The sequence below is a fragment of the Flagellimonas lutaonensis genome (assembly GCF_000963865.1).
In the GTDB taxonomy this organism is placed as follows: Bacteria; Bacteroidota; Bacteroidia; order Flavobacteriales; family Flavobacteriaceae; genus Flagellimonas_A; species Flagellimonas_A lutaonensis.
This window is the reverse complement of sequence record NZ_CP011071.1, coordinates 2,567,917-2,591,053: the sequence shown is the minus strand read 5'-3', so window position 1 is coordinate 2,591,053 and position 23,137 is coordinate 2,567,917. Positions and strand designations below refer to the sequence as shown.

Annotated in this window: 25 protein-coding genes and 1 tRNA gene; 9 read left to right on the top strand and 17 right to left on the bottom strand. The window is 40.1% G+C overall.

Annotated features, from left to right (window positions below; all coding sequences use genetic code 11):
- Positions 1–17: 17 nt before the first annotated feature.
- From istA (VC82_RS12125) to VC82_RS12100, 6 genes are all read right to left on the bottom strand, one after another.
- Complete coding sequence (gene istA, locus VC82_RS12125; protein ID WP_045800687.1) at positions 18–1,562, bottom strand: IS21 family transposase; 1,545 nt, start codon at positions 1,560–1,562, stop codon at positions 18–20.
- 167 nt (positions 1,563–1,729) lie between these two features.
- Positions 1,730–2,632 (bottom strand): SANT/Myb-like DNA-binding domain-containing protein, encoded by a 903-nt coding sequence (locus VC82_RS12120; protein WP_045802601.1) that lies wholly within the window; start codon positions 2,630–2,632, stop codon positions 1,730–1,732.
- A gap of 1 nt (position 2,633) precedes the next feature.
- Entirely contained in the window at positions 2,634–4,418 is a 1,785-nt protein-coding gene (locus VC82_RS12115; protein WP_045802600.1) for an ATP-binding protein, read from the bottom strand.
- Between the two features lie 13 nt (positions 4,419–4,431).
- A complete protein-coding gene (locus VC82_RS12110; RefSeq protein ID WP_045802599.1) occupies positions 4,432–5,688 on the bottom strand; it encodes a DNA double-strand break repair nuclease NurA in 1,257 nt (418 codons plus the stop codon).
- Positions 5,689–5,830: 142 nt separating this feature from the next.
- Positions 5,831–6,619 (bottom strand): nucleotidyl transferase AbiEii/AbiGii toxin family protein, encoded by a 789-nt coding sequence (locus VC82_RS12105; RefSeq protein WP_045802598.1) that lies wholly within the window; start codon positions 6,617–6,619, stop codon positions 5,831–5,833.
- Positions 6,616–7,314, bottom strand: a complete 699-nt coding sequence (locus tag VC82_RS12100) for a type IV toxin-antitoxin system AbiEi family antitoxin domain-containing protein (RefSeq protein ID WP_313777698.1) — start codon at positions 7,312–7,314, stop codon at positions 6,616–6,618. The genes VC82_RS12105 and VC82_RS12100 overlap by 4 nt, the downstream gene beginning before the upstream one ends.
- Before the next feature lie 390 nt (positions 7,315–7,704).
- Between VC82_RS12100 and VC82_RS12095 the strand changes: the two genes are divergently transcribed.
- From VC82_RS12095 to VC82_RS12065, 7 genes are all read left to right on the top strand, one after another.
- The gene (locus VC82_RS12095; protein ID WP_045802596.1) at positions 7,705–7,974 is read left to right on the top strand and encodes a helix-turn-helix domain-containing protein; all 270 of its coding nucleotides are present in this window, start codon (positions 7,705–7,707) and stop codon (positions 7,972–7,974) included.
- A 2-nt stretch (positions 7,975–7,976) separates the two neighbouring features.
- Positions 7,977–8,237, top strand: coding sequence for a hypothetical protein (locus tag VC82_RS12090; RefSeq protein ID WP_045802595.1), 261 nt, complete (start codon positions 7,977–7,979; stop codon positions 8,235–8,237).
- Between the two features lie 665 nt (positions 8,238–8,902).
- Positions 8,903–9,289 carry a plasmid mobilization protein gene (locus VC82_RS12085; RefSeq protein WP_045802594.1) on the top strand — a complete coding sequence of 129 codons (387 nt, stop codon included), beginning with the start codon at positions 8,903–8,905 and terminating at the stop codon, positions 9,287–9,289.
- The gene (locus VC82_RS12080; protein ID WP_045802593.1) at positions 9,286–10,263 is read left to right on the top strand and encodes a relaxase/mobilization nuclease domain-containing protein; all 978 of its coding nucleotides are present in this window, start codon (positions 9,286–9,288) and stop codon (positions 10,261–10,263) included. Before VC82_RS12085 ends, VC82_RS12080 begins: the two co-directional genes overlap by 4 nt.
- Positions 10,264–10,377: 114 nt before the next feature.
- On the top strand, positions 10,378–11,922 hold the full coding sequence (gene istA, locus VC82_RS12075; protein ID WP_045800687.1) for an IS21 family transposase: 1,545 nt from the start codon (positions 10,378–10,380) through the stop codon (positions 11,920–11,922).
- 24 nt (positions 11,923–11,946) lie between these two features.
- Positions 11,947–12,684 carry an IS21-like element helper ATPase IstB gene (gene istB / locus VC82_RS12070; RefSeq protein ID WP_045802592.1) on the top strand — a complete coding sequence of 246 codons (738 nt, stop codon included), beginning with the start codon at positions 11,947–11,949 and terminating at the stop codon, positions 12,682–12,684.
- Between the two features lie 384 nt (positions 12,685–13,068).
- Positions 13,069–14,124 carry an IS110 family RNA-guided transposase gene (locus tag VC82_RS12065; RefSeq protein WP_045800694.1) on the top strand — a complete coding sequence of 352 codons (1,056 nt, stop codon included), beginning with the start codon at positions 13,069–13,071 and terminating at the stop codon, positions 14,122–14,124.
- Positions 14,125–14,472: 348 nt separating this feature from the next.
- Here the strand turns inward: VC82_RS12065 and VC82_RS12060 are convergent, their stop codons facing one another.
- From VC82_RS12060 to VC82_RS12040, 5 genes are all read right to left on the bottom strand, one after another.
- Positions 14,473–15,669 (bottom strand): IS256 family transposase, encoded by a 1,197-nt coding sequence (locus VC82_RS12060; protein WP_045802154.1) that lies wholly within the window; start codon positions 15,667–15,669, stop codon positions 14,473–14,475.
- Between the two features lie 73 nt (positions 15,670–15,742).
- Positions 15,743–16,486: a hypothetical protein gene (locus tag VC82_RS12055; RefSeq protein ID WP_045802591.1), complete on the bottom strand. Its 744-nt coding sequence runs from the start codon at positions 16,484–16,486 to the stop codon at positions 15,743–15,745.
- Positions 16,487–16,645: 159 nt separating this feature from the next.
- Positions 16,646–17,140 (bottom strand): DMP19 family protein, encoded by a 495-nt coding sequence (locus VC82_RS15300; RefSeq protein WP_170218323.1) that lies wholly within the window; start codon positions 17,138–17,140, stop codon positions 16,646–16,648.
- Positions 17,141–17,289: 149 nt separating this feature from the next.
- Complete coding sequence (locus tag VC82_RS12045) at positions 17,290–18,312, bottom strand: hypothetical protein (protein ID WP_157518085.1); 1,023 nt, start codon at positions 18,310–18,312, stop codon at positions 17,290–17,292.
- 125 nt (positions 18,313–18,437) lie between these two features.
- On the bottom strand, positions 18,438–19,052 hold the full coding sequence (locus tag VC82_RS12040; RefSeq protein WP_045802589.1) for a hypothetical protein: 615 nt from the start codon (positions 19,050–19,052) through the stop codon (positions 18,438–18,440).
- Positions 19,053–19,324: 272 nt separating this feature from the next.
- Between VC82_RS12040 and VC82_RS12035 the strand changes: the two genes are divergently transcribed.
- Positions 19,325–19,396: transfer RNA gene (locus VC82_RS12035), tRNA-Ile, on the top strand.
- A gap of 36 nt (positions 19,397–19,432) precedes the next feature.
- The gene (locus tag VC82_RS12030) at positions 19,433–19,849 is read left to right on the top strand and encodes a hypothetical protein (protein WP_045802588.1); all 417 of its coding nucleotides are present in this window, start codon (positions 19,433–19,435) and stop codon (positions 19,847–19,849) included.
- 144 nt (positions 19,850–19,993) lie between these two features.
- Here VC82_RS12030 and VC82_RS15585 read toward each other — a convergent pair whose 3' ends face one another.
- The 6 genes from VC82_RS15585 to VC82_RS12005 form a co-directional block, all read right to left on the bottom strand.
- On the bottom strand, positions 19,994–20,557 hold the full coding sequence (locus VC82_RS15585) for a hypothetical protein (protein ID WP_045802587.1): 564 nt from the start codon (positions 20,555–20,557) through the stop codon (positions 19,994–19,996).
- A 4-nt stretch (positions 20,558–20,561) separates the two neighbouring features.
- Positions 20,562–20,858 (bottom strand): hypothetical protein, encoded by a 297-nt coding sequence (locus tag VC82_RS12020; protein ID WP_045802586.1) that lies wholly within the window; start codon positions 20,856–20,858, stop codon positions 20,562–20,564.
- Positions 20,859–21,036: 178 nt separating this feature from the next.
- Positions 21,037–21,582 carry a TPM domain-containing protein gene (locus VC82_RS12015; RefSeq protein ID WP_045803427.1) on the bottom strand — a complete coding sequence of 182 codons (546 nt, stop codon included), beginning with the start codon at positions 21,580–21,582 and terminating at the stop codon, positions 21,037–21,039.
- Positions 21,583–21,738: 156 nt separating this feature from the next.
- Positions 21,739–22,248 carry a hypothetical protein gene (locus tag VC82_RS12010; RefSeq protein WP_045802585.1) on the bottom strand — a complete coding sequence of 170 codons (510 nt, stop codon included), beginning with the start codon at positions 22,246–22,248 and terminating at the stop codon, positions 21,739–21,741.
- A 151-nt stretch (positions 22,249–22,399) separates the two neighbouring features.
- Positions 22,400–22,621, bottom strand: a complete 222-nt coding sequence (locus VC82_RS15580; protein ID WP_157518082.1) for a hypothetical protein — start codon at positions 22,619–22,621, stop codon at positions 22,400–22,402.
- Positions 22,622–22,630: 9 nt separating this feature from the next.
- A complete protein-coding gene (locus VC82_RS12005) occupies positions 22,631–22,969 on the bottom strand; it encodes a hypothetical protein (protein WP_245615898.1) in 339 nt (112 codons plus the stop codon).
- Between the last annotated feature and the right edge of the window lie 168 nt (positions 22,970–23,137).

Sequence of the window (23,137 nt, the reverse complement as noted above, 5' to 3'; positions counted from 1 at the left end):
GTTTTTAAGTGTTGTTTTTATTCATAGTATTTTCCGCCCCTTATGTTCTTGTGCTCGGGCATTTCCAGATCCCCGTCGATACCTTCATCAATTTGGTCCCATCCCTTCTTTAAGATGCGCTCGACCATATTGTAATTGTACGCTCCATATTCCGAGGCACGTTTGCAGGCGTTCTCAAGACGTTCCCTTCCATACTTTTTGGCAAGGTGCAATATGCCAAGACAGGATTTATAGGATTGTTCCGGGTGCTGTTTCTTTTCCAATATGGCGATGATGTACCCTTTGCAGTGTTCGCCGATATTGCCTGCCCAACCAATGAACCTCTCACTGCTCCATTCGCTCACAAAGCGGTGGTGCGATGGCATATGGTCGGCCAGGGTGGTATAGCCATATTTCTTTTTGTTCCTTTTATGTACCGCGAACCTTTCGTGTTTATGGTAAATCTCGACGATGCTGTCGGTATAGACCAGCTTGACCTGTTTGCCGATATGGCGATAGGGAACACTGTAATAGTGCTTGTCCTTCCCAAAATAGATATGGCTGTTCTTGTGCACGGTACCTCGGGCATACCTTTTTATCTCATAGCGTTTTTCGGGCAAGGGCATCAGTTCTTGCCTCTCTATCTCAAGGAACAATGAACAACGGGAGTATTCCCTCCCCCTAAATGACATTCCATTGTGCTTCTCTAACAGCTCCCATATCGCTTTGTTGATATCTGTGATGTTATGGAAGGTCCGGTTCCGTAAAGGGGCGAACACCCTAGTGTAGATTATCTTCACGGCGTTCTCCACTATGGCCTTGTCCCTTGGCCTGTAGGTACGTGTGGGCAGTACGGCTGTTTCGTAATGTTCGGCAAAGTCCGCGAATACCTTGTTCAAACTAGGTTCGTAACGACTGCTCTTTGTCACGGCCGATTTGAGGTTATCGGGCACCAAGGCCTTTGGCACGCCGCCATAGAACCATAGGGCGTTCTCGGTACAACGTATAAAATCTTCCAGTTTTTGGCTTGCGCAGGCCTCCACATAGGTATACTGGCTGCTGCCCAGTATGCACACGAACACTTCCAGTTCCTGAAGTTCGCCGGTGTCCCTGTCGACGATATGGAGTTTCTTTCCCGTGAAGTCGATAAAGAGCTTGTCGCCGGCCTTATGCTCCATGTGCATCACGGGCGAGGTCTCCTTGCGCCATTCGGCGTACCAATACTTGAACTGTGAGAGCCTGAACCCATCGGGGTGCTTCGCATAATATTCCTCCCACAGCAATCGTCGCGTAACGCCCGTCTTGCGGAGTTCCTTGTCAAAGTGGGGAAAGTACTGCCTTAGGGTCAGCAGGCGTTGGCTCTTCGGCCTTTGCCCGTCCTTAAAAAGATTGTGGAGTTCCTCCAGGGTCATCTTCTCCACTTCGTACCCCGTGAAACGGTACCGCTTGAAGAATTCGATGTACTTTCTAATGGTAACGCGGGATATGCCCAATTGCTGGCTTATCCGTCGCTTGCTTACACCAGAGGTGTAGAGCTTATAAATCAGTTTTATTTTTCGCATATCTATCTGCTTGTTCGCCATGGTGCTTTTTTAGCAAAAAAAGCACTTCGCCATTTAGAGATAGATCTAATCTAAAGGTGGTACACTTTGGCCCGGCGCGGGGGGGTCAGTTTCGTCCGGCCAGCTATGGTCACTTTAACCCGGCGAGGGTGGTATACTATGTCCGGCGTTTCCAATTAGGTTTCAAATCAAAATTTTTGATATAATAATTCATTTAGACAATCAGAAGTTGCAGGAGCCTTTATTATTTTATACACTCGTCTGAGCATTCCGTGAAATTTTGATCCTAGCCATACCTCATCTATCAATTCCGCCCAATACGAATCTTGTGTTTCATTGTGTGATCTGAGAGCTGATATTTTGACTGCCTTGTCAAGTTCTTTAGACAATTCATCTACTGTTAGGTCCAAGCACGTGTCATTTATGTCTCTATGAAAAAGAACACGCCTCAATACATCATCCCTTTTAAATCTCATCGAGTGAAACTCACCATGAGTTATAAACAAAAATTTCGGTTTAATCAGATTAATTAACATGGGTAGAATCGGTAGCGTGGAACCACAAGTATCAAGATCTAGAACATCAATTTTAATGTTATCTTGCTTTATCTCAATTGCAGCGTTTAAAACATCTCCGTTATAAAAGCATATATTTTTCTTTTCTTTTTTGTATCCTAACCAGTCCGAATAAGTTGAGCTTTCTATGTATCCTATTCTTTTTATGGCATTAATAAAGGGTGTTCTTTTATTTTTATCCTTATCACTTGCGAAAATATTATTGCAATATTTCTCCCAAATAATGGTTTGATGACCTGTGCCACAATAAGCTTCAAAAACACTTTCAGGCTTTATTATCTCCGCATGTTTCTTAGTAAAATCTTTTTTAGTTTCCCGATATGATTCCCCGAAAATATCATGCTTTATTCTTAATTTTCTTGTTTTACTTCTAATCGAAGCCATTGTTCTGTCGGGAAACATTTTCTGTAATATCTTTGAATTAAAACCCTTAGATTTAAGATGGTTTAAAAGTTTCTCCTCTTCATTTTTTGACCAAGCCTTTTTTGGGTTATATGCCCTTCTTCTTTCAAACATATCAATTTGTTTTAGAGGCTATATCAATTGCTTTTCTCCAAAAATCAGTCATTGGTTGATGTGGTATGGCGGGGGCTACACTATGTACTCTTACCCAATCAGCGGTTCCGTTAAAAGGGCTTTGAATCCAAAACTGTCCATGACGAAATCTATTGGCAATCATCGCCAAATTGTCATCTAAAAACGAGTATTTTGCATTTCTTGGGTTTATTTTCATAACAATTCGAGTAGGGCATTGTTCTGGGACAATTGGATGTAAGTCTTTAGGATTTTGTGTGCTAAGCACTAAATTTATTCCAAATTTCCTACCTTCTCTCGCAAGTTTTTCAAAGTTTATCCTCAGTCTTTCAAACGTTCCGACTGCTCCAATCCCAGAAGGCTTTGCAGGTATAATTTGATGGGCTTCATCAAAAAACACAAAGGCATTCCAGTCTTGCTTCTTATTTTCATATAGCCATTTGACAAGCTGCATTTCCCACATGATTCTCTCATCTTGATCAAGTTCGTCAAGATAAAGTATCGTAGTTCCGTCAAAGTCGAAGTAATTTAACGGCATTTGGTCACTGTTCAAGGAGTTTTGATGATAATCAAAATATTGCCCCAAACTCCTTAATGCTCTAAGAGCTGCAGAATAAGTCGATTGATAGTACGAAGTTCCATTATGGCAGGGAATTTGCCTTGAATCATTATTATTCAACAAGTGCTGAATCATTCTTCTTAGATTGTCAATGGAGGCAGGATTCGGATTGCTTGGATGGTTTTTTAGATATTCAGCTTCATCATCCAGCAACATTGCAACTTGTTCTGAGGATGTTCTGAATAGATATTCTACATCGGATGGAGCTGAAAGGTCTTGAAGTCTCAAACCAATTTCTTTAACATCAACTCCATTATTTTTGGCTAATTTTTTTAAAGCTTGCAAATTTGGCGAAGTACCTTCTGGCCTAGCGGGTATAATGAGTTGAAATTTTTTAAATTTTTGAATAGTATCCTCTACAGATTCAACTTTGATTTTTGTTTGCCAACCTGACGGTTTTAGAATTTCCGCTACGTTTGGTAGGAGTAATTGTATTATGTCACCTTGCACATCTGTTAATATAACCCTGTTGTTTTTATTGTGTTTTCTTAGCTCATAGGCAAGGTTTTTTAGAAATACAGTCTTTCCAGACCCACTCTCACCGACAACAAAAATGTGTTTGTTGTCCAGTTTGTCAATATCCCATTTGTAATTCAAAAACTCACCACTGCTCTCATACGGCGTATTTCCAAAGCCAATCATACCGAAAGATATTCCATCTGCTCTTACGTCCAAGATTTCTTGAAGGGACGGAGAATCATCATCATTGGGGATAATGTTGGGGAAATACAGCCTACTTCTTGCAGAAGGAGGTCGTTGAACAGGAAAAGAATTGAATTTTCGATTATTTGAATTTTTTTCCAAAAACATTTCCCTTTCTAAAGAAACTCTTATTATCATTGGTTGATGTGTATGAGGGCCTGTCACCTCATCTAATACCGAAGTGGGATCTTCTACTTCTGGTTCTAAATACAGCAGATTTTCCCTTTCTGGACTAAATGGAGAAATAGATCTTAATCCAACTATTTGACCAGCAATCCAAAATTCTTTTTTCCCTTTAAGGTCTCTTATTATGACGGTTGCCCCTAATGCTATATCTGGCATTTCCTCGGGTTCCTGTACTATATATTCTGCAAATGCTCCATTCTTATCAACTATGAATGGAGTTTTTAAGTCTGCATATGGCCGAGCTGTATTCTTGTTCTTCATCTTCTATATGTTATTAATAATCCTCAGGGAAATCCAGTTTATTTTTATGTAAAAATGAATCTGTCTGTTTTTCCAATATATTTTTCTCATAACCCAGTTGACACCTTAAATCTGAGGCCAACTGAACCAATGGCGCGCGATGTCCTAGTTCGTGCTGCCAAGCAACAATGTTTATTGCTCTTTCTACTTTTTCTTTATTATTTAACCACATAAATTTTGGTATTTCAATTCTAATATATGTATGCGGTCTATGACGGCTTAAATAATAACATGTTAAAGGCATTAATCTTGGTTCGTCATTTACAACTGCCTGTCTAGATATAGGAACAGCCTCCATTAAGGGAGTTCGACATCCTGGTTCCAAAATTCGCGGCAATAAAATGGAGTCAGTTGATACTTGTTTTAAAGTATTTGATGTGATATTCTGATTTGGAAACCAGAAATCTTTCACCTCTGAATTTAGTTGAAGTAATTCCACAAGTAATCTTGAATCCTTTATTCTTTTAGAGCATGCAACTAAGATTTTGTTACCCCAACTGAAAATAGGATTAAGACCATCCAAGGTTTCTTGTGGCGACATACTAGTCGAAAATAAGGGGCCATCTTTAATACATACCGTTTCTACATCAATATTTTTAAGGTGCTCTAAACATGCCATTTCAAGCGTCTGCTGTAACTTTACTGCCCAACCTAAAGCGTGGGAACTGGGGCTTTTGTCAATTGTATCGGGGGAATATTTAAGTAGAAAAGGCCGTTCCTGATTATTTTGTATTTGTCTTAAAATACTAGCCTCCTTATTTAACTTCTGAGTTTGAAGTACTACATCTTCATTGAAGACATTCCCATCCACCCAAACAACGGCATTACTGTCTATCAGTTTATTATAAAAATATGGCTTCAGATTATTTATCGAATATCTGAACTCAACAATGGCAGCTCTTGTTAATATGAAGTAGAAAGTAGATTTTTCAATCCTCTGATTACTCCCATCAATTCCACAAATATTGATATTGCTTAAATCTTCAATAGTTGGGAGATTAACACTTTTTGGGCTAGGTTCTTCTACGATTTTAATCCTATTGTAGGAACGAGCGGCTCCTAAGTCCTCTCCGAAAACTGGTCTTTGAAGTGTTTTAAGTTCTTCCTCTGTTAACACTGGTAACTCTTCTGGCGGGCCTAAAGGCGGACTTTTTTTATATTCCACCCCTTCTACAAAACTTTTTAGAACACCTTTAAATGAAGTTACTATTTCAGATATGTGGTTGTTCATTGTCGTTTGTTGGTTTTTTTGAATAGTTTAAATAGCATCCTCATTCTGTTAATGGCATTTGAGTAAAGAGTTTGGATTCATAATTTTTCCAGTTTTTCTCATTACGTAATCCTTCTTTGCTGATTCCGATAGTATCTTAAATTTAAATTTTTTCAATAAAGGTTTCTCTTAGCCACTCAAAAGCAGCTTCTTGGTTATAATTAATCCCTGTTCTCAACAATCCTTCCATATCACCCGCAAAATTTGGGTCGCTTTCTTTTGCTTCAATGTTTTGCAAAAATTCTTTCTTACTAGGTATTCTTCCCGTTGAGAAATAGATGTACTCTCGAAAGCCTTGAATTATGGAGTCGATGTCCAAACTCATGTGTAAGCGTGAATAATCCAAATCGAACAAATCTCTCCCTTTACTCCGTTGATACAATGCCCTAAGCTTAGTACTCAACAACTCGTTGATATTATACGTTCTTATGATAGCATTTCCCGTAAACCAATCATTCTTCACCTCAAATGGGAATTCTGTCCATGGCAGCACATTAAAATGTTCCTTGCAATTAATTTCCAGCTTGAGCCGCAGTCGAATGTTTTCATATTCCGAGTTAAATCGATACAATGCCTTCGCACCATGGCCACGGATAGCAGTCTGCCTGTCTTCTTCGAAAAAATCGATTACTTTGCCGATATGCTTCATAATTGGTTTTATGGGTCCGGGCTTTATCTGAACAAGGTCGATGTCTTCGGAATATCTGGGCGCGGGATTCAAATACAATTTATGCAATGCGGTACCGCCCCTAAAGGCCAAGTTCTCTCGAAGGAAATCATCAGAGAACAATGACACCAAGCTTCTACTAATAACCAAGTCTTGCTCCACTTGTGAAAATTGTTTCCATGGAGCATGGTCTTGCCATTTTGCGATGTCTGGTCTAGGTATCATATATCGCTCTCTAGTTTAACGTTGACATCTACTTTCCAGAAGTTATCCACTGCCCCGGCTTTTTCCTTGGATGTTGGACTCAGCAACACGGGGTAGTATTTCACAGATTCAAAATACTCAACTAGCAATTGAACCAGTTCATCACGCTCATCGGTTTCGGAACCATCGATAAAATAGGCCAAACGCTGTAAAGTACTCTTGTGGGGATACCACGACAATAAGTCCGATAGATTTTGGAAGGATACACTCTCAATGAGTTCTTCCAAAACGGAAAGCATTCTGTTCAACCCCCCTAACTTATTCTGATAGTGTATGAGGTCAACGGCCGTTAAAACAGGATCTGATATCTTGAAAATTCCAGCATCAGCTTTTTTGTCGATAATATTCTTTTCGGGCCAGGTGGTTGTCGTAAAAAAACGTAAATCGATTGTACCTTTTTCTATGTCCAGAAGGGTAGGTTTTATGGTAATTATATAATCACGCTGGATTTGTTGATGGCTAGCCCCATGAAATTTTGCCGCAGAATAGAGGGCTATGTAATACGGTCTATCCAAACTTTTGAAAAGTTTATCGGAGTATAATTCAACGGGCAGCTTAGCCTGTTTTGAATATCTGGGTGGGATAATTAAATAAAAACCTTTTCGCAGGGGAATAATATCACCCTTAGCAACGGCATAGGACAGTTCGTTGGTCAAGGCAGTTTTATTCTTTGAGCTACTGCGAATCAATTCGGCCCGTGAAAATGAGTATTCCTCAAGGGATAGACGTTCTTTAATGTAGTCTGATAGGTTCAGTTTTAGTAATTTTCCGAGAAAGTTATGGATTTTTGATAACTTTATCGCATTTTTACTAAAAATTATCTGATAAAGATGCTATCATAATTAATGATTCCTCCTTAACCAAGAAGTTTTATAAGCACAATCTGAACCTGAAACCCTAAAAAATAAGAGCACAAAGGCATAATTTCTATCATATAGTATGATGTTTTTTCAAGTTTGGCAAGACTCAGATAGTAATAGATATCGTAAGTTAAGTTTAAAAAAGCTTTATCTTACGGCGAAAATTATTCCCAGAAATTAACTGCCATGGAAGTCATCTGTGTTCAAAAAGAAGCCTTTTATGCCCTTTTCGATAAGGTGGTAGAACACATTGAATCTAACCGGAAAGACAATAAAGATAAATGGATAGATGGAGAGGAAGCCATGTCGATTCTAAAGATCAAGTCGACTACCACGTTGCAGAAATTGAGGGACGAGGGAAAAATCAGGTTCTCCCAGCCCCAAAAGAAGATTATCCTGTATGATAGGGATTCCATCAACGAATACATAGAGAAACACGTCAGGGAAACATTTTAAGTATGGAAGAGGAAAACAAAATTGATGACGGGTTCAAGAAAAAATTCAATCTTGGTTATCGTATAGCTGAGGAATTGGGATTGAAGACCTTCATATTCGAGAACGAGGAAAAATTAATGCTGGACAGTCCAATGCATCTTGGAATGAAACAGTATCTGGATGAAAACGGTCTCCTAAAGAAACAAGAACAAGGAAAATCAATTGAACGAAATACCGAGGAAAGCTCGAACGAAAGGAGAAGGGGAAAGGGGCCAATGCTATAATCTTTAAAGAAACATTGCCGTTCATTCTCGCCTAAAAATCACCATTGTTCATTCGGCATAAAACTTAAACTATATAACTTCATTGCTATATAGATTTATATAATCATATATAGCAATAATCAAATATACATATCATCATATGATGATATGGAAGGACTGTGCTCCTAATCTATACACCTAATCCTATTTGATTAGGCAGACCAAAAATGAAATAGGCTTAAATTGCAAATATGCTCTGCCCAGAAAATGAACCTTTTTAGACATTGTAGTGTACCTTCCAAACTTCTCCAATGATTTTTATGTTCCTAGCACCTGCGGAAGTCGGGAAACCAGTTCAGTCTCCCGATACCCTCGGAGCCGCGCAAAAGCACAAGCGGCCAAAAGCCGCTTGAACTTTTTTCCCCCTAAACACAAAAACAGATTAACTTCAAAACCTTTTTTTCGCATTCCGCAATTCCCAAATGAGACCATTTAAAAGCAAGACCTGTACCCATTTGGCCCGATATGAATTGATATGGTTTTACATCATAAATAATTGATAATTAATTAGTTATATTCAACATTCTTATCCTATATTTATCTGCAAAGCAGATAGCGAGCTGGATTCTAAGTAACTTAGAATTGTCTACTTCTGGCGAAGTGTTTTGCTTTCAAAAGCAACGAAAATGAAACAAAGGAAAAGAGGCCGAAAACGGTTAGGAAACAAGAAGCGGTACCATAACGTGATGCTCCGTTTCAATGATTCGGAATACGCAAAATTGAAGGTAATATGCGAATCATTTAATCTGGATATTTCAAAACGGGGAACAATAAGCCCCTTGTTAAGAAGGTTGGTACTGAACCAAAAGGCCGATGAAAAGGACAGGCTTCCCGATACCTCAAATCTGGCATACCAAATCAATAAGATCGGCAACAACATCAATCAACTTGTCAAGCTGGCACACCACAAGAATTTGAGAAACCCGAATCTGGGTCTGCAAGATGAAATACAAAGAACGAACGGATTTCTGCTGAAACTCGTAGAAATTATAGGTAAGGAAAAAACGGGATGATAGGAAACATCATTTATGGCGAGACCTGTCAGGGAACGTTGAACTATGTCCTCAGAAAAGAAGGAATGCGAATACTCGGTTACGGAAACACATTTTCCCAAAGCATCACGCCAAAGTTTTTCGTGAACGTACTGCATTTTCAAGGACAGCGCAACGCCACCAAGAACCGTTATGCTCATATCAGTTTGAGCCTCCCCCACGGGGAACATCTCGACGATGCGACCTTTTTTAAAATATCGGAAGAATACATGGACAGCATGGGCTACGGGGAACAGCCCTACGTCGTGGTCAGGCATACGGATACCAAACACGAACATGTACATATAGTAACCACCAATGTGAAGGAAGATGGAAAGTTGCTCAACATCTTCAACAGCTATCGGCGGAACATCGCGGCCCACCAAGCCCTCGAAAAAAAATACGGGCTATCGCCATCCCCAAGCACCAAACAGGAAAGAGAACTTCCGCTTTACCGATTACCGGAGCTGAAGATCGATGTGGACAATACTCAGGGAACGAGTTTCTATATACAGGACGTTTTGAACATCATCCTCCAAAAATATAAGGTGCGAAGCTTTGAGGAACTTGCAAGATTGGTGAAACCTTGTCACATTGAAATAAAAAAGACCAATAGCAAATACGGTAGGATTGGAGTGGCCTATGGTTTAAACAACCAACAGGGCTATCGTACACGATTCATCAACGGTTCAGAGGTACACCGACAGTTGAGCGGCCCGAAACTGCAAAAGGTCTTTAATATTCATTCCCAGTCTAGGCTTTTGCCGATGCACCGTAAACGCTTGCTGAAACAGATAGAGACGACCTACAATCTTTTCAAGACCATCCATCCACAAGACCTGAAAGAAGTTCTAAAAAACTATCAGAACATTGATATAAAACTGGACACGAAAGGCGATACTATTTCGGGATATACTGGAAACGCCGGACATAGTATACCACCCTCGCCGGGTTAAAGTGACCATAGCTGGCCGGACGAAACTGACCCCCCCGCGCCGGGCCAAAGTGTACCACCTTTAGATTAGATCTATCTCTAAATGGCGAAGTGCTTTTTTTGCTAAAAAAGCACCATGGCGAACAAGCAGATAGATATGCGAAAAATAAAACTGATTTATAAGCTCTACACCTCTGGTGTAAGCAAGCGACGGATAAGCCAGCAATTGGGCATATCCCGCGTTACCATTAGAAAGTACATCGAATTCTTCAAGCGGTACCGTTTCACGGGGTACGAAGTGGAGAAGATGACCCTGGAGGAACTCCACAATCTTTTTAAGGACGGGCAAAGGCCGAAGAGCCAACGCCTGCTGACCCTAAGGCAGTACTTTCCCCACTTTGACAAGGAACTCCGCAAGACGGGCGTTACGCGACGATTGCTGTGGGAGGAATATTATGCGAAGCACCCCGATGGGTTCAGGCTCTCACAGTTCAAGTATTGGTACGCCGAATGGCGCAAGGAGACCTCGCCCGTGATGCACATGGAGCATAAGGCCGGCGACAAGCTCTTTATCGACTTCACGGGAAAGAAACTCCATATCGTCGACAGGGACACCGGCGAACTTCAGGAACTGGAAGTGTTCGTGTGCATACTGGGCAGCAGCCAGTATACCTATGTGGAGGCCTGCGCAAGCCAAAAACTGGAAGATTTTATACGTTGTACCGAGAACGCCCTATGGTTCTATGGCGGCGTGCCAAAGGCCTTGGTGCCCGATAACCTCAAATCGGCCGTGACAAAGAGCAGTCGTTACGAACCTAGTTTGAACAAGGTATTCGCGGACTTTGCCGAACATTACGAAACAGCCGTACTGCCCACACGTACCTACAGGCCAAGGGACAAGGCCATAGTGGAGAACGCCGTGAAGATAATCTACACTAGGGTGTTCGCCCCTTTACGGAACCGGACCTTCCATAACATCACAGATATCAACAAAGCGATATGGGAGCTGTTAGAGAAGCACAATGGAATGTCATTTAGGGGGAGGGAATACTCCCGTTGTTCATTGTTCCTTGAGATAGAGAGGCAAGAACTGATGCCCTTGCCCGAAAAACGCTATGAGATAAAAAGGTATGCCCGAGGTACCGTGCACAAGAACAGCCATATCTATTTTGGGAAGGACAAGCACTATTACAGTGTTCCCTATCGCCATATCGGCAAACAGGTCAAGCTGGTCTATACCGACAGCATCGTCGAGATTTACCATAAACACGAAAGGTTCGCGGTACATAAAAGGAACAAAAAGAAATATGGCTATACCACCCTGGCCGACCATATGCCATCGCACCACCGCTTTGTGAGCGAATGGAGCAGTGAGAGGTTCATTGGTTGGGCAGGCAATATCGGCGAACACTGCAAAGGGTACATCATCGCCATATTGGAAAAGAAACAGCACCCGGAACAATCCTATAAATCCTGTCTTGGCATATTGCACCTTGCCAAAAAGTATGGAAGGGAACGTCTTGAGAACGCCTGCAAACGTGCCTCGGAATATGGAGCGTACAATTACAATATGGTCGAGCGCATCTTAAAGAAGGGATGGGACCAAATTGATGAAGGTATCGACGGGGATCTGGAAATGCCCGAGCACAAGAACATAAGGGGCGGAAAATACTATGAATAAAAACAACACTTAAAAACAGAACATATGAACGAAAAAACAATGGAACTGATGAAACAAATGAGGTTCTTTGGAATGCACAGGGCCTTCGCCGCAACAATGGAAACCGGAGGTGCCGATACCACCTACACCAATGACGAGCTCATCGCCTATCTCATCCAGAGCGAATGGGACGACCGCCGCAACCGCAGGATAGAGCGATTGACCAAGTCCGCAAGGTTCAGGTACACGGCCGTTATGGAGGCCTTGGACTACCGTCCATCGCGCCAACTGGACAAAAATCTTGTACAGCGGCTCGGCTCCTGCGGCTTTATCCGAAAAAGGGAGAACATACTTGTCACGGGCAGTACGGGCGTGGGCAAAAGTTATCTGGCCTCCGCCATTGGCCACCAGGCCTGCTCGATGGGGTATAGAACAATGTACTTCAACACCGCCAAACTATTCACCCTGCTAAAGACCTCCAAGGCCGACGGTTCCTACCTGAAACAGATAAACCGATTGGAAAGACAGGACTTGCTCATATTGGATGATTTTGGGCTGAAGCCCCTGGACAACATAAACCGCCACTCCCTGATGGAGATCATCGAGGACAGGCACGGCAAAAGATCCACCATAATAGCATCACAGCTACCTGTCGAAGTATGGCACGACATTATAGGTGAAAAAACACTGGCCGATGCCATCCTGGACCGTTTGGTGCACACGGCACACAGAATAGATATAAAAGGAGAATCAATGAGAAGAAAATTGAAAAATAAAAACTAAGTTTAACCCACGGATAGATCAAATCTGAGCAGTTCGTTTACACTGGTCACTTTCATCCGGCGAAGGTGGGTCACTTTACCCGGCTTATCCAAATTTACCCAAGCCAAAATCGTTTCTATTAGATGTTGGTTTACTGAATATTTTTGCATTAAATTTTTTCTATTTCTTATGTGGTTATTCTTTTGGTGACGGTTTTTCTACAATGACAGCCAACGGTCTCGGCTATGAGTAGTTGCGTGGTTTAGCGGTTAATTTAGCAAGTACACACCAAACTGAAAATCCGCGAGGATTTTCAGAAGTAGGCGAGAACAAGCAATTACTTATAGCATCCATGAAAAAGCAGTAAGTCGAGTACCTTAAAGGTTGAACAAAAAAACTTAAGATATGGAAACTCAAATTACTGCCGTCCCCAAGTTATTCATTGGCATCGACATACACAAACGGAGCTGGAAGGTACACTGCGCCACGGAACTGTTTTCGGGCAGGTCATTCAGCATGGCCCCAGAGCCCGGGCAATTACGTGCCTACGTAGGAAAGCATTTCCCGGACCATGAGGTAAGTGTGGCCTATGAGGCGGGTTGTTGCGGCTATCGCGCCCATCGTTGTTTTGAGTCCTATGGGTGGAAGTCCTTGGTGGTGAACCCTGCCGATATCCATCGTAAGGGCAAGGAGAGGCATACCAAGACCGATAAGATCGATGCGCAGCTCATCAGTAGGGAACTCAAAGATGGCCGTTTGGAGAGTATCGTGGTCCCGGATAAAAAGCGCGAGGAGCTTCGCAGTCTTTTCAGGCGCAGGAACGACCTGGTCAAGGATTTCAGGAGGATAAAGAGCTATATCAAGATGCAGTTGTTGTATTTTGGCACCAAGGTCCCCGAGGAGTTCGACAACGACCACTGGAGCCATGCTTTTCGTGGGTGGCTGGATGCCCTGGAATTTGAGTATCCGACGGCCAAGAAAACCCTTGAGAGCCGCATGCGCTCTTTCCGGTTCATCGACCAAGAGCTCCGTGACGTCTCGACACAGCTAAGGAGGTACTGCAAGGTGCATTACGGGAAGGACTATATGCTGCTCAGGAGCATACCGGGCATCGGTGGCATCGTGGCCTGTGGCATACTGTGCGAACTGGGCGACCTGCGGCGTTTCAAGAGCGTGAAGCATTTGGCGGGCTACGTGGGGCTGGCCCCGGGGGTCCACCAGAGCGGGGGCACCCATAGAACGATGGGCATGGCCATGCGGGCGCACCGTCTGATACGGAGCTATTTCGTGGAGGCGGCCTGGCAGGCGATACGTGCCGACCCCGTTATGCAAGGGTATTACCGAAAGCATATGGGCAAGGACACCAAGAAGATCATCATAAAAGTGGCCCGCAAACTGCTTTCAAGGACCTTGGCGGTGATAAAAACGGAGACCCCGTACGAGGTCGGGGTAGTTGAATGATAAACGATAACAAAGCTCATGAAAATTGACAGGCCCGTACCACAGAACAACGTGGGTGGCCCCGCCCCGGGCGGGGACCACATATTTATAGCAAGTGGCCGGGCTCAATGACTTAGAATCACACAGATGCCCGTGAACCCCGAACAATAGGGTGTATCACATATAGGATGCCGAGCAAGTTATACTAAAAGAAAAAAGTGGTTTAAGACAAAAAATACATATTGATTATCTTTGGGAGACTGGACTAAGGCTTTTCATAGGAGCCATTGTTGTAGCACGTTTTTTTTATTTATTGGGACACTATCCCAATAAGTGTGTAAGTTTAAATTAGCAGGGGTTTGACTTTATTTAAAGTCTGACCCTTTTTTCATAGATCGTAAGGAACTGGTTCAGGATTATGCCCCAGTTCCTGATGGGCATAGACCATTTTTTGGTGGCCTCCCTTACGGCCAAATATACGGATTTCATCACGGCGTCGTCGGTCGGGAAGGACAGCTTGTTCTTGGTGTACTTGCGTATCTTCCCGTTCAGGTTCTCGATAAGGTTGGTGGTATAGATGATCTTGCGTATCTCCACAGGGAACTCGTAGAACACGGTCAGTTCGTCCCAGTTGTCCCTCCAGCTCCTTATGGCATAGGAGTACTTGCCCTCCCATTTCTGCGCGAAGTCCTCCAGGGCGGCCTTGGCGGCCTTCTCGTTGGGGGCGTTGTAGATGCCCTTCATGTCCGAGGTAAAGGCCTTTTTGTCCTTCCAGACCACGTAGCGGCATGCGTTGCGGATCTGGTGCACCACGCATATCTGGGTCTTGGATTCGGGGAAGACGTTCTTGATGGTATCGGTAAAGCCGTTCAGGTTGTCGGTGGCCGTGATCAGGATGTCCTCGGTGCCACGGGCCTTCATGTCGGTAAGGACGGACATCCAGAAAGCGGCGGACTCGTTCTTGCCCAGCCACAGGCCGAGTACCTCCTTTTTCCCGTCCCTTCGCAAGCCTACGGCCACGTACACGGTCTTGTTGACGACCTTGGAGGATTCCCTGACCTTGAAGACGATGCCGTCCATCCATACGATCAGATAGACCGGTTCCAGGGGACGGTTCTGCCATGCCGTGATGTCGGCGGCCACCTTTTCGGTGATACGCGATATGGTGGAGGTGGAGACATCGAACCCGTAGGCCTCCCGTATCTGCTCCTCTATGTCACTGACCGACATGCCCTTGGCATAGAGCGATACAATTATATTTTCAAGCCCGTCGATTATGTTGCCCCGCTTGGGGACTATCATCGGGTTGAAACTGGCATCCCTATCCCTGGGAACGGCTATCTCGGATTCCCCGAAGGAAGTCCTTACCTTCTTCTTGGAATGCCCGTTGCGCTTGTTGGCATTGGACGAACGCTGGTGCCTTTGATAGTCCAGGTGGCCGTCGAGCTCGCCCTCGAGCATCTTCTCGATGCCGCGTTTTTGGAGTTCCTTCAGAAAACCGTTGAGCTCGTCCCCGGTCTTGAACTGTTTCAGAAAATCGTCGTTGAACAATTCTTCTTTCTTCATGATGTGCAAAATATTTAAAATTAGACAAAAAATTAGCGGGGGCATGCCCCCGCTAATTTTCTATTTACACACTTTATGAGATAGTCCTTTTATTGGTCAGTTCCGTTACAATCTTTTCACAACCATTCATTGCTTTTTCCAAAAGTGGATATGCAGGTTCATTAATATCACTAAACTCGAATGAAACCCAAGTAATAACTTCCTTTGTCCCTCCGATTGTTGAAGGTGGATTATTTGCATCAAATGTTTGTCCACCTGGAATGATAGTATCTCCCATTTGAATAAAAGCTCCTTGTCCAAGTGAAATTGATGCTCCTCCGCCTAAAGAAATTGAAGCTCCACCATTTCCCGATTTTATATTCAGTTGCTTAATTTCTTTCCGAGTCTGTGGTGTCAATCTTTGATGTTTATTTTCGTTGTTCAAATCCATAAATTTTGGCAACCAAGAATTTTCGTCAGTCGCAAAATGTTGATAGGATTCAATATCAGAAGCAATATCTGGTCGGTTTGCAATTAATCCAGGAATTTTATTTTCAATTAAATTTTTTGCTCTAAATCCATTTAAGTCCAAAGATGACCAAGCGTAAGGGAAATATATTTTTGGGTTTCCTGAAGTTGAAGTTCCATATGTGTCATATAAATGATGTGCAGTAAAATCGAGTGCAGACCTTAAATTCTCCATAAAATTTTTAATCTTAATCAAAAGTTTAGGCTTTATTTCTTGGTCGTGTAACGATTCTTCATAAGCCGTTTTGATTTCGGCAAGTATGTTTTTCGATTCGTTAATTAATGCTATTGCATCTTCTTTATATGCCATATTCTCGGTTTTTCAAATGTGCTACAACGGTCTCGGCTATGAGTAGTTGCGTGGTTGAACACTTAACTTTGCAAGTACACACCAAACTGAAAATCCGCGAGGATTTTCAGAAGTAGGCGAGAACAAGCAATTACTTATAGCCATTGTTGTAACACGTTTTTATTTTATTTCACAATTCCGTAAATAATTCCCGAGTAATTCAGTCAAATTTTCTTTGTCTTCTAAATTCCAATATTCCTCTGTAACTCGGTCTAGAACTTGTTCAATTTCTTTATTTTCCCAATATTTACTTTCGGTTATGAAGTCAAACAAGTCCATTTTCGGTTCTTTATGTTTTTTCATTATTTCGACTGAACTTTTTAAAAGCTCAAAAGTCAATTCAGCTCCAATTTTTTTCAGTCCATTTAAGGTTTCCTCCGCAAAAATTCCATAATCATTATCATAATACTGTTCAAATCCTCCGTTCATTACTTGCATATTCAAAACTCCAATTCCATATGTGTATCGAACAGGTTCTGATAATTCTAAAACTGTATTGTACCACAATTTCGTTTGACTCCAATCGTTGATTTTTTCATTCAGATATTTTCCTGCAATGTCATAATAAACATAGTCAATCAATTCTTCATTTGTCAGTGTTTCTTGAGTTTTCATTAAATGTGTTACAACGGTCTCGGCTATGATTTCGTTGCGGAAAACGTCCGAAGGACTTTTCCGTGCGGAATCCAGCCGCTTCATATGTTTTAAGGTCTCAAGTTAGTCAGAATCTAGCAATGAATTATAGCCATTGTTAGGCAACGTATTTATTCGAAGTACTCAATTGTTCTTTTTACAATTCTTAAAGGTTGATCGTGCTTGAAATTAATCCTTTCAATCCAGTTGTTTTGAGTATCGTATTTGTATTTATAATTCCATGTTTGTTTTGGGTCTCCATCACTCGGTAATCTTGAGCGCTCAACTAGATCGCCATTTTCATTATATTTTTCTACACTCACAACATAGTAAAGGCTGCCTTTTGGAGTCCAGATGGATTCTTTTAGTTTTCCATTTTCATGATATGAGTTTTTCACTTCGTTGTACACTGAGTCATTCTCGATATTGTATTGACAATGGATTAATTTCTTTTTGTTGTTATAAACATAGATGTTTGAGTAGTGCAAGGTGTCCCAAGATTTGTATTCAACAATCTGTTCTTTTTCTTTTAGGTTTTGTTCGTTGAAAGTTCTTTCGATTAGTTTGACAGGAATGCTATCATACCGAAATTCTTTTTCGGAAATCATATTGTTATTGTTGTCATATTCTGCTATGTAGGTCAAATAGACAGTGTCGCTTTGAATTACTTCACGTTTAATTGGTTGATTATTTTCATCTCGCTCAATTTGGTGGATTCGTTTAAAATCATTTCCAGATATCATGACTTGTGTGAGACTATCCGCTGAGTTATAAATGTATTTGTAATCTAGAAAAGAACCTTTTCCGTAATTGTCAACCTCTTTACGATTGACCAACCTATTTTCTTTGTCAAATTCCTGGGTAACTTCTTCACTGATTTTCCCATTTGATAGAAATTCTTTGGAAGAAATCAAATTTCCTCGTTCATCAAACTCAAGAAGCGAATTTCGGTCAGTACCTAGTCCGTTTTCTTTTTCCCCGATTCTAAAAGTGTCTTTTTCAATGATAAGACTATAAATTTGTGATTTTACAGACTTTACTCTTCCATTGAGTCCATAATCCGATGCATCATTTTTTTTGGACAAATCACTTTTTCTATCAGAACAACTGAAGAGAAAGAGACATAATAAAATGATTCCGATAGAATTGTTCATATATGTTGCCTAACGGTATCGTATAACCGTCAGTTATGGGTTAAAGTACGCAAACTTTTCGGTTTGGCACAGACGTTAGCAATTCCGAGTGGATTCGGACGTAGTCGAATCTGCCGTAATTGCGGTTATACATTGTTGGCAACAGTATTTTTTATATTAAACATTGTTTGGTAATAAACACCAAGAATGATAGTTAATCTATTTTCAAATTTCTTCAGGTCATATTCGCTTGTCTTGAAAAGTTGTTTTTTAGCGAGCCTAGGGCTTAATCGATATTTTGAGTTCATTCGTAAAAAACTGCTCGTTCCAATTCTCCAGTCGATTTTATTTGCAAGACAAGTTGAAAAATCAGAATTTAATTTTACTCGTATTGGATTCATCGAGTTAACATTGAATATTTTCTTTTCTAATTCTGTTTCTTCTTCAGAACGTTTTGATTCAGTCCATAAATTTAAATTCCTGATTTTTAATTCTAATGAATCTTGAAAAAAGTCAACAGGTAATTCTTTATTTGCCCAATCTGATATAAATTCAAAATATGCCTCTTCATTTGAAATATCTGGATATCTTTTTTGCAGTTTAGATTCAAACAATTTCACTGCTTTTTCTAGAATTTCAGTTTGCTCCTTTCCAACGCACTCTTTTAAAGACGAGCCAGACGAAGATGTGTTAAATCCTGATTTACAGGCACAAATTCCAAGAAATAATATGAATATTAATTTTTTCAATATTGTTGCCAACGGTTAGTGTATGATTAGTTGCGGACTTTTCCAACGGAAAATGTCCGCCTGACCCTAAAGATAATTGATTGCAGGAATTTCCAAATGGAAATTCCGACCGCAATTAATTATACACCGTGTTAGCCCACGTTTTTTACTTTTCCACACATGTGTTAATAATTTTTTTTAAAAAACTAACGACTTGTAAGTGTGTTTGTATTATCTTTGATTTATTGAAATAAAAAAACGGTGTCCTAGTCGCCAAACAAGAAGCACCGATTTTATTTCCTAGAGCCGGTAGTTTAATTGGTGAAAACACTGGTCTGATAAATCAGAGATGTAGGTTCAAACCCTACCCGGCACCACTATTGTAAAGAGTAAAGTTACTAAATTCAGTCAACATGGACAACAAATTATTCTACGAAAACCTTGTAAAACAGGAGAATGACCTGCTTTCGGGATTGGAAAAAGTTAGGGAGCTGAAGAAATTCTACGAGGAAACTTTTGGTTTTAAGTCCGATTCCAAAAGTCCAACCGTTAAAAAGTCCGTTAAACAAGGCCATGTCCCAAATTCCGATTATGACCAAAAATGGACGTTCAAGGATAAAGTCCTTTTTATATTAAAGTCCCTTGGTGGGAGCGCAACATCTTTTGAGGTGACTGAAAAATTGATGGAGTACGACGGCATGGACAAAGATAAAGCTGGTCAAGTCGCAAGAACCCAGTTGTCCCTTGCAAATAAGGCGGGTACTGTAAAATCGGAATTGACGGGTCAAGGAAAACAGAAGAAATACAGTTTAAGCGAAATGTATTTTTAAAATGTGGGCTAACGGTCTCGGCTATGAGAAGTTGTGTGGGTTAGCGGTTAATTTTGCAAGTACACACCAAGTTGGAAATTCCGCAGGAATTTCCAAAGTAGGCGAGAACAAGCAATTACTTATAGCCATTGTTGCCAGTAGTTTTTATAAATATTTGATATTATTCAATAGTTCTCTGTATTTCATCATATCTTCTGTGTCAATATCAACTATTCCACGTTCATCAACTTTTTCCCTTTTCGACATTTCCTCACTAATGTCCAATAACTGTTTTTGGATGTTTAGGGTTTGAGCTGTCGACACGTATGGAAGATTTGCTGGTTTATTCTCTTTGAAATAGTCTTGACAAAAGAAGAAAGCTGTATTTAAATCGTTCACATTTTCTTTAGTAATCCAAGTTTTTTCGCAAAGGTGGATTAACCAATCCCAAACTAAATGTCCATTATAATCTCTTGTTTCCCAAAATCGACTACATTCAATAATATAATCTCGTCCACCTTTACCAACTAAAGCATCCGATTCCACTTGCCAAATTCCAAATCTTATAATAGCAATACTTTCATAAAATTTCTCAAAGTCAAATTCTCCGTGCTTAATGGTAAATTTCACGGCTTTTCCGTAATCGGAATGGTCTTCGTCAAAATTGTTTGGGATTTCGCCATTCTGCCAAAGTTCGTATAAATGATTTCTTGCTTCTGTTTCTGTCATTATTTTAAAATTTTACATCTAATTGTTCGTCCAATAAGTTTCCTATTTCTGTCCTAAAGAAAATATTATTAGTTCTGATTTTTGCTCTATCACAAACAGCATCTACGGTCAAATCATTACCTATAAAAGGTTGAATCGATAATTCAGCGTCCATTGTTCTCAAATATGACTTCGAGAAAGCTTCAAACTCTTTTTGATTTGTCGGACGTATAATTAATTCCTCAATTGTTCCGCCTCTGTACTTTTGTCCAATTAAATGTTCGTTTTTATTCTTTAGTTCGACCGCTTCTTCGTAGTTCATATTTTATTTTCTTGATGCTGTGCTTAAATTACTGGCAACGGCTTCGTATAACCCGTCAGTTATCGGACTAATTTAGCCAAAAGTTTTTAGTTATTTACTAGCTTAAGCAATTCCCAGTGGATTCGATTACGTTCGAATCCGCCGTAATTGCGGTTATACATTGTTGTACACAGTACTTTTATTTCCATTTTGCTATTAATTCTGTAATTCCTTTTTCAATTCCGTTGTAATATTCTCCGTTTTTGAATTCAGGTATAATAGTTCGGTCAATTACATTCTTACAGATTTCGTCAGTCAGTATTTTTTCAGTTCCATAACCCGTCGAAATTCTTATTTTTTTCAAGTTTTTACTGAAGACAATTGTCAGTCCGTTATCTTTTTCCTTTTGTCCAACTCCGTTGTAATTCGATAAGTCAATTGCGAATTGGTCAAAGTCAGTATATTTTCCGATTGAGTCTATTGAAACTACAGCAATTTGATTAGTGGTTTCTTTCTCAAAATCGCGAATTATTAGAGTCAATTTTTCTAACTGTTCAGGTGTAAAAATGAATTCATAGTCATTTACTTCTCGCTTCAGTTTAGGCAAATCCCTTTCTCCTAAATCGAATTCCGTAAACACAACTTTTGGTGCTTCAGAACGCGATTCGGATTCGTTAACATGTTTTGATTTACAACCAGAAATGGTTAAAAAAGCAAGTAATATTATTTGAAATATGAGTTTCATTCGTATTGTGTACAACGTATTTGTGTATGATTTTTTGCGGGAAAAAGACGCGAGTCGTTTTCCGTTATTGTGGAAAGATAATTAATAAGATTGAATTTCCGGTGAGGAAATTCAGCCGCAATTAATTATACACCTTGTTGGCTACAGTTTTTATTTTTAATCTCCTTCTCCTTCGGGAACAATCACAAATGCCCATTCCGCTTCGTCAGGAACGCTGTATTTTTCTAAAAATTCTCCACCCAATCCACTAACTTGAGATTTTTTGTCCTCTATTTCAAGTCCATAGGTTTCACCAAACATAAATTTTACTCCATTGTTTAATTCAAGTGTATCTGTGTCTACTATATTAAATACTTTGAATTCGTTTGGTTGTATTTTAAGTCTTTCTGAAACTAGAATGTCGTTTGAAGTCTCATTGAAAACAAACATCTTATAAGATTTTCCAGTTTTCTCATATTTAGCTGGAATTATAGAAACTTCTTTTCCTTTTTGGATAAAAATATTTCCGTGTTTATCTGTCCATCTTTCCTCTTTTTCAGGTTTAGTTTGTTTCTCAGACTTTTTAGAGCTTTTATTAATATTTTCTGGTGTTTTCTTTTCTGTTCCTTTCTTATCACAGGCAGATAAGGTTAATAAGAGTATAAATATTTGAATATATTTCTTCATTTTTCAATTGTAGCCAACGGTCTCGTATAACCGTCAGTTACGGGATTAAAGTTAATGATTTTCGGTTAAGAACTGGCGTTAGCAATTCCGAGTGGATTCGGACGTAGTCGAATCCGCCGTAATTGCGGTTATACATTGTTGTAACACGTTTTTATTTTTCAGTTTTCTTTTCATTTTTTTCTGCTACAGCCCATTTTTTAATTTGTTCGTTTAAATCTTTGAATCCAATTCCGCCAAGTATCATTCCAATAGGCATTCCGATTAAAGTTCGCCAAAATTCTTTCGGATTTCGTCTATAGTCAGGAAGATAAGCCCAATATAAAAAGCCTCCGAAAAGTATTATTAAAACAGAAATGATTATGAATTCAGTCATATTTTTATTTTAGAGGCTAAACATTTTTATTATTACTAAAGTCAAAATCCCAATTGAGGGAATTGATAATCCAATTAACACTAATTTTTTATTTAAGTTAGTCCAAGTTTTCCAGTGTTTTATTGTTCGTCCGATTACAGCAAATCCAAGTCCAATAGCAATTGCCATTGAAGGTAGAAAAAACGTAAAGTTAAATCCGAAATTATGTGGTGCGTAACCTTTCTTTATTCCAAATAAAGGTTCTCTAAATTCGTTTATCAAAAGTGCTATAATTAAAATTCCTAAACTAGAAAACGCCATTCGAGTCGTCCATTTAATTTTCTTTGTATGTCTTTGTGATAATTTCAATTATGATGTTTGGTCAAATGTGTTACAACACCTAAATAGGTGCAGTTTTGGTTAATACGATTAAATGTAAAAAAAATGTGCGGAACACCCTACAAATAATAACTTACAAATAATATAAATATTGGGTATTTTGTATATAAAAAATATATATTTGTCAAGAATATATAC

Excerpts from the sequence above, each read along its gene's own strand:
- VC82_RS15580 (WP_157518082.1), bottom strand. The coding sequence starts at position 22,621 with ATGACTGAATTCATAATCATTTCTGTTTTAATAATACTTTTCGGAGGC.
- VC82_RS12020 (WP_045802586.1), bottom strand. The coding sequence starts at position 20,858 with ATGAACTACGAAGAAGCGGTCGAACTAAAGAATAAAAACGAACATTTA.
- VC82_RS12110 (WP_045802599.1), bottom strand. The coding sequence starts at position 5,688 with ATGAACAACCACATATCTGAAATAGTAACTTCATTTAAAGGTGTTCTA.
- VC82_RS12030 (WP_045802588.1), top strand. The coding sequence starts at position 19,433 with ATGGACAACAAATTATTCTACGAAAACCTTGTAAAACAGGAGAATGAC.
- VC82_RS12010 (WP_045802585.1), bottom strand. The coding sequence starts at position 22,248 with ATGAAGAAATATATTCAAATATTTATACTCTTATTAACCTTATCTGCC.
- VC82_RS12095 (WP_045802596.1), top strand. The coding sequence starts at position 7,705 with ATGGAAGTCATCTGTGTTCAAAAAGAAGCCTTTTATGCCCTTTTCGAT.
- VC82_RS12120 (WP_045802601.1), bottom strand. The coding sequence starts at position 2,632 with ATGTTTGAAAGAAGAAGGGCATATAACCCAAAAAAGGCTTGGTCAAAA.
- VC82_RS12015 (WP_045803427.1), bottom strand. The coding sequence starts at position 21,582 with ATGAAACTCATATTTCAAATAATATTACTTGCTTTTTTAACCATTTCT.
- istA (WP_045800687.1), bottom strand. The coding sequence starts at position 1,562 with ATGGCGAACAAGCAGATAGATATGCGAAAAATAAAACTGATTTATAAG.
- istB (WP_045802592.1), top strand. The coding sequence starts at position 11,947 with ATGAACGAAAAAACAATGGAACTGATGAAACAAATGAGGTTCTTTGGA.
- VC82_RS12055 (WP_045802591.1), bottom strand. The coding sequence starts at position 16,486 with ATGGCATATAAAGAAGATGCAATAGCATTAATTAACGAATCGAAAAAC.
- VC82_RS12060 (WP_045802154.1), bottom strand. The coding sequence starts at position 15,669 with ATGAAGAAAGAAGAATTGTTCAACGACGATTTTCTGAAACAGTTCAAG.
- VC82_RS12105 (WP_045802598.1), bottom strand. The coding sequence starts at position 6,619 with ATGATACCTAGACCAGACATCGCAAAATGGCAAGACCATGCTCCATGG.
- VC82_RS12115 (WP_045802600.1), bottom strand. The coding sequence starts at position 4,418 with ATGAAGAACAAGAATACAGCTCGGCCATATGCAGACTTAAAAACTCCA.
- VC82_RS15300 (WP_170218323.1), bottom strand. The coding sequence starts at position 17,140 with ATGAAAACTCAAGAAACACTGACAAATGAAGAATTGATTGACTATGTT.
- istA (WP_045800687.1), top strand. The coding sequence starts at position 10,378 with ATGGCGAACAAGCAGATAGATATGCGAAAAATAAAACTGATTTATAAG.
- VC82_RS15585 (WP_045802587.1), bottom strand. The coding sequence starts at position 20,557 with ATGACAGAAACAGAAGCAAGAAATCATTTATACGAACTTTGGCAGAAT.
- VC82_RS12080 (WP_045802593.1), top strand. The coding sequence starts at position 9,286 with ATGATAGGAAACATCATTTATGGCGAGACCTGTCAGGGAACGTTGAAC.
- VC82_RS12045 (WP_157518085.1), bottom strand. The coding sequence starts at position 18,312 with ATGAACAATTCTATCGGAATCATTTTATTATGTCTCTTTCTCTTCAGT.
- VC82_RS12090 (WP_045802595.1), top strand. The coding sequence starts at position 7,977 with ATGGAAGAGGAAAACAAAATTGATGACGGGTTCAAGAAAAAATTCAAT.
- VC82_RS12065 (WP_045800694.1), top strand. The coding sequence starts at position 13,069 with ATGGAAACTCAAATTACTGCCGTCCCCAAGTTATTCATTGGCATCGAC.
- VC82_RS12085 (WP_045802594.1), top strand. The coding sequence starts at position 8,903 with ATGAAACAAAGGAAAAGAGGCCGAAAACGGTTAGGAAACAAGAAGCGG.